This window comes from Klebsiella sp. C349492 (assembly GCF_042055345.1).
Lineage (GTDB): Bacteria > Pseudomonadota > Gammaproteobacteria > Enterobacterales > Enterobacteriaceae > Klebsiella > Klebsiella scottii.
Map to the genome: position 1 here is coordinate 1 of NZ_JANQCE010000025.1, position 794 is coordinate 794.

1 protein-coding gene and 1 pseudogene are annotated in these 794 nt (G+C 50.1%); both read right to left on the bottom strand.

Annotated elements, in window-relative coordinates; translation table 11 throughout:
* Positions 1-132 precede the first annotated feature (132 nt).
* Positions 133-411 carry a hypothetical protein gene (locus tag NWP14_RS27780; protein WP_375216319.1) on the bottom strand — a complete coding sequence of 93 codons (279 nt, stop codon included), beginning with the start codon at positions 409-411 and terminating at the stop codon, positions 133-135.
* A 9-nt stretch (positions 412-420) separates the two neighbouring features.
* Positions 421-794, bottom strand: a pseudogene (locus NWP14_RS27785) (ATPase); the annotation flags it as partial.

Genomic DNA, 794 nt, shown 5'->3' on the forward strand with positions numbered 1-794 from the left:
TTCAATCACGGGGCGGCGTAAATCATGAAAATCGACTACGGTCAGACCGGCACGCATCAGGCAGTTAATTGGCGCCATCAACTGCGGGTTATTAATGGGTAAGTTTTTCATTGCTTGCTCCACGTTAACTAATTAACTGATTTGACGCACTTTTGCCCGCATCATGCGCGCAAGGCCGAATACCTTCTTGAATGATCTTTTATCGTGAAATTTGAGAACAATCATTTTTTCAGCCTGTTCATCAACATCCCACTCACTTTCATCAATACCTGCTAAAAAAAGGTCTTGAGAGTAAACATCAAAAATCAGGTTCCCAGGCTTAAACAGACGTATCCATAAAGAGACTTCACCTTCATTTCCACTGTTTTCACGGAAACCCTTCATTGTTTTCACTTCGGCTGCAATCGTCATAACGCCCCCTCAGCTAATCAACATGCCGGCAACTTTATCGACCATCGCCTCATCAATCGGCGTAGCGTTAATTTCGCTGGCCCGGATGGTGCCGCGCGCCAGTTTGAACATGCGGCGCGCGTTACCTTTGGATGCCTTGTAAAAGGCCGAAAATACCCGGTCATTGCTGGCTTCCTCCACCATACTGGTGAGGATCGCCTGCAGATCTGCCTGGGGCAGCTTGTCCTGCAGATCGAGCGCAAAGCCTACACGGCTGTATAGCTGGGCGAACTCCCCGCGCTTGCCTTTGAGGTTCAGAATCAAACGCGGCATACCCGCCAGAACGATACCCACGCCGGCCTTATCGTGGATGCGGCGAATGACCTCCAGCGCGCGGTATGGCA

Bases quoted from the DNA above. Each gene is read 5' to 3' on its own strand.
- NWP14_RS27780 (WP_375216319.1), bottom strand. From the start codon at position 411: ATGACGATTGCAGCCGAAGTGAAAACAATGAAGGGTTTCCGTGAAAAC.